The sequence below is a fragment of the Neptunomonas sp. genome (assembly GCF_041601355.1).
Classification (GTDB): domain Bacteria; phylum Pseudomonadota; class Gammaproteobacteria; order Pseudomonadales; family Balneatricaceae; genus Neptunomonas.
Genome location: NZ_JBFIIH010000213.1, coordinates 1 through 4,109, shown reverse-complemented (window position 1 = coordinate 4,109; position 4,109 = coordinate 1). Strand labels below are relative to the sequence as shown.

Genomic DNA, 4,109 nt, shown 5'->3' with positions numbered 1-4,109 from the left:
TTTTACAATTTCCGTAACGACACCACGCGGGTGTCTACGATCAGTTTTAACGATTAAATCAGAAGTTTGTATATATAGCGGATCGCGAACAAGCATTAGCTTTTCAAGTACAGCCTGGGGGTCAGGCGAATTTAAAAGTGGACGATTTTTATCTTTGGAAGTTCTTTCCAATTGCTGCTCTACCGATGTATCCAGATATACAACGAACCCCCTGCTCTGTAAACAAGCGCGGTTAGCTGCGCGAAGCACTGCCCCGCCGCCTGTAGCGAGGACTTGCTGATCCTTTAGCGTCAGCTCATCTACAACAGCTTCTTCGCGATCGCGAAATCCGTCTTCCCCTTCGACATCAAAAATCCAGGGTATATTCGCCCCTGCACGCTCTTCTATTTCACGATCGACATCAACAAAATCAAGACTGAGCTCTTGAGAAAGCATACGCCCTATGGTGCTTTTTCCAGCACCCATAGGGCCAATAAGAAATATATTCAAGCTGGGACAACTCCGCCTACTTTGCCGATAAAGACTCTCTTATAAGTTTAGGTGTGATAAAAATCAACAACTCGACCTTTGCGTCTGATACTTGTTTACTACGAAACAAAGCGCCTATCCCCGGCAAATCACCGAGAAAAGGTGTTTTGGAAATAACGTCACTCACTTCATTTTTGTACACGCCACCCAACACAACGGTATCACCATCTTTAACCACAACTGACGTTTCGAGTTCGTTGTTGACTATACTGATTTCACCGTTTGGCAAAGTTTCACCTAACGAATCCTGGTTGATTTTTAAATCCAGCAAAATGCGGTCTCCCGGATTAAGCTGAGGTGTCACATCAAGACTTAACACAACATCTTTAAACTCAATTTTAACTTCACCGTCCTCAACCGTCTGATAAGGAATTTCCTGGCCTGATTGTATACGAGCGGCTTTACCATTGGTGGTAATAACCTTAGGTTGAGATATTATCTCTGCCTTACCCTCACTTTGCAAAGCTGACAGTTCAGTTGAAATCAGCAAATTGTTTGTTGCATAACCTAAACGGATAGCAGAAGTCGGGCTAACGCCTAAATCAATCCCTAATCCACTTGTTAAAGTTCCTATACCTGAAGTTGAGTAATCGCCTACCCCCGCGCCCCCATCAGCAACGAAGCCACCTTGAGTTAAACCAAAACCCCATTTTATACCCAAATTACGGGTAAATTCTGTTGATGCTGTTACTAAACGCGCTTCCACCATAATCTGTGCGACTTCAGTATCAAACTTGCGCAATGTTCTGCGTATCTCTTCCAACTTCGTTGTTGTTTCTCTGACCATCAGCACATTGGTCTGATCATCAGCAACAATAAAGCCTCTCTCAGAGACCAACTTTGCTTCGTATATGCGCGATCTCATTTCAGAGGCTTTGCGGTAATCCACCTGAATAAAATCTGTTTTTAGTGGCGATAACTCTTCTACTTGCTTTTGGCTTTCCAACTCAACGCGCTCACGCTCGGCGATATCTTCCGCTGGTGCCACTAACAATACATTACCTACCTGACGCTTATCCAGCCCACGGGTTTTCATCACTATATCCAGCGCCTGATCCCAGGGTACATGTTTGAGGCGCAGTGTAATTTCACCTTCTACGGCATCATCAACCACCAGATTCAGCTGTGCTACCTCAGCTAATATCTGCAGTACAGAACGCACACTGACATTCTGGAAATTCAGGTCTATCTTTTCACCACTATACGGGAAATCATTTTTCTTAAGTTCATCTTTTTCTGCGCGTGATAACGGTTTAAAGTCAAGAATCAGCTTACTACCTGTCTGATACGCCATGTAATCATAAGGCTCTGCACCTGGCTTAATTAATACGGTCGTGTTTCTGCCACTCGCCATCGCATCAACATACATCACAGGCGTTGCAAAATCCTGCACATTAACACGTTGCTGCAAGGAAGCCGATAACGTAGCACCCGAGAAATTAACAGCCACGTTATTACCTTCCTCTTCGATATTCAAACCTGCCTGATCATCCGACAAGGTAATAACGACACGACCGACACCCCCCGCAACGCGTTCAAAATCAATTCCCTGAACCCGGGTTTTATCATTATGCGCATCTAAAACATTTCTCTTTGCCGACATTGGCTTTGCCTGAGAAGAAGTTTTAGCCATTGATGTATTGGGCTTCTCACCAAAGACAACAAATAAACTATTGCCCTCAGTAAAGGTGCGGTAATCCGTCATCCCATTAAGATTGGTAACAATACGCAGGCGACCATTACCCTGGGCAAAATTCAATGACTCGACAACACCTGCCTTAACATCAACAGACTTTGAACCTAAATCGTTTTTAACCCCCCAAAAATCCAGAACCAACCGGGGAGGACTATCAATAGTATATGCTTTAGGTACCGGAGGAACTGAATCAAAATCAAGTTTCACCTCAATTTTATTACCGGGCAACGCTACGAAAGAGGATTTTTGTAACACCACCTCTTGAGCAACAACACGTTGAGACAGCCCCAACAGTGTGAGCAGAAGTATCGCGACAAGGATACCTTTGAAAAGCCCCGCACCTTGGGGTTGAAGATAAGCATTATTATAATTCATGTTTCTATCCTTTGCTCAATTCTGCTCGGCTAACTCAATAATTCTCGGACGCTGCATCCATCCACCTCGTCCATTCGATATAATTTCCAGCATGTCCAGCTGCTGATCTGAAACAGCAACAACCCGACCAAAATCTAAACCGACATAATCTCCAATTTTGACCCGATGAATTTCTTTATTGTTATCCAGTACAAGTGCCCAGAAAAAGTCATCATCCGCCTTTCCAATAGTGCCAACCATCGACAACTGGTCAACCGCAAACTGCTCAAGATAGCTTCGGGGTCTATCCTGATCAGGCTGAAGGCCATCACTATCATCAAGCTCAAAGTTAGCTAAAGTTGACACTACCCGTATCAAAGGAATAAATGGATCTCTTAAGCTTGCGCCCTGATAGACGAAGCTATGGTAAGGCTCAAAAGTAGGTAAAGGCTCAATTTTTCCTTTTGGTTTAGCTTGCACATCAGTGACAAACCTAGCCAAATCAGCTGTATCTTCAACCCAGATACAGCCTGATGCCATACTAATGACAAGCCCGGCGAGTAAGGCTCTACAGCCTCGGTAAGGAAGTTTATTCAGTATCATCATAACGATAAGTCTTTGCACTGATTAGCATCTCCAGCGTGCCATCATTCGTAGGCTTTAGTGTGTAATCATGCAATGTCACTATTCGTTCTATCGCAGCAACACCACTAACAAACTGCCCCATCTGATGATACGTCCCTTTTACTTCTATATTTATCGGCAACTCGATATAAAACTTGTCTTTACGTTCACCGGCCAAAGCAATCTGCTCAATCTGAAGCCCTGCTGCCCGACCAATATCACTAATATCTTCAAGCAAACCCGGCACTTCTTTATCCGTCGGAAGCTGCCCCAAAAGCTCGGAAAACTTTCCTTCCACATCTTCCATCTGTTTTCTCAGAGCCGCCAGATTCGCAACCTGAAATGATTTCTTTTCGAACTCTTGTTTCAACTGACTTTCTTTTTGAATTTCCCTTTCAAGCTGAACATGCTGCTCATTGACATAAAAGTGAATTCCGGCAAAAACAACGCCAACCATAATCAGCAGATAAACAATCGCCTTTATACCTATAGGCCAGTTTCCTGCGCTATTCAAATCTAAGTTATTGGGATCAAAGCCCTGAAATGCATTTTTAAATGATTGTTTATTCATTTTGCATCCTCTGCTTTAGGCTTAGTGAGTACCACTGACAGATCAAACGCTCTTATATCTGCCAAAGCCAACGCTTTACTTCCTGCCGCTGCGCTCCCGATCGCGCTCACTTTAGAAAGATTAGGCTCGCCAAACCAGATGGAGCGATTTAAACGCCGCATCAGCTCGGATACATCTTTGTTCTCTGCGGCTAAGCCTTTGATCTGTATAGAGTCACCACCGGCTTCTTGTCTTTGCAAGAAGTCATAATGCAAGCCATCAGGCAGGACTCTTACTAATTCATCAAAATTACGAACGATAATAGGTCTATTGCCCTGCAGCTCCTGAATAGCGTTG

5 protein-coding genes are annotated in these 4,109 nt (G+C 44.0%); all 5 read right to left on the bottom strand.

Features of this window, described 5'->3' with window-relative positions:
* Positions 1 to 489: shikimate kinase AroK (gene aroK / locus ABY436_RS19330; protein ID WP_372740559.1), on the bottom strand; the 489-nt coding region annotated here is incomplete at its 3' end.
* Positions 490 to 505: 16 nt separating this feature from the next.
* Positions 506 to 2,599: a type IV pilus secretin PilQ gene (gene pilQ, locus ABY436_RS19325; protein ID WP_372740558.1), complete on the bottom strand. Its 2,094-nt coding sequence runs from the start codon at positions 2,597 to 2,599 to the stop codon at positions 506 to 508.
* A 15-nt stretch (positions 2,600 to 2,614) separates the two neighbouring features.
* Complete coding sequence (locus tag ABY436_RS19320; protein ID WP_372740557.1) at positions 2,615 to 3,184, bottom strand: pilus assembly protein PilP; 570 nt, start codon at positions 3,182 to 3,184, stop codon at positions 2,615 to 2,617.
* Positions 3,168 to 3,773, bottom strand: coding sequence for a type 4a pilus biogenesis protein PilO (locus ABY436_RS19315; protein WP_372740556.1), 606 nt, complete (start codon positions 3,771 to 3,773; stop codon positions 3,168 to 3,170). The genes ABY436_RS19320 and ABY436_RS19315 overlap by 17 nt, the downstream gene beginning before the upstream one ends.
* Positions 3,770 to 4,109: PilN domain-containing protein (locus ABY436_RS19310; protein ID WP_372740555.1), on the bottom strand; the 340-nt coding region annotated here is incomplete at its 5' end. The genes ABY436_RS19310 and ABY436_RS19315, both read right to left, overlap by 4 nt.

What these genes read in the sequence shown, in the direction of transcription:
- pilQ (WP_372740558.1), bottom strand. Translation starts at nt 2,599, where the DNA reads ATGAATTATAATAATGCTTATCTTCAACCCCAAGGTGCGGGGCTTTTC.
- ABY436_RS19320 (WP_372740557.1), bottom strand. Translation starts at nt 3,184, where the DNA reads ATGATGATACTGAATAAACTTCCTTACCGAGGCTGTAGAGCCTTACTC.
- ABY436_RS19315 (WP_372740556.1), bottom strand. Translation starts at nt 3,773, where the DNA reads ATGAATAAACAATCATTTAAAAATGCATTTCAGGGCTTTGATCCCAAT.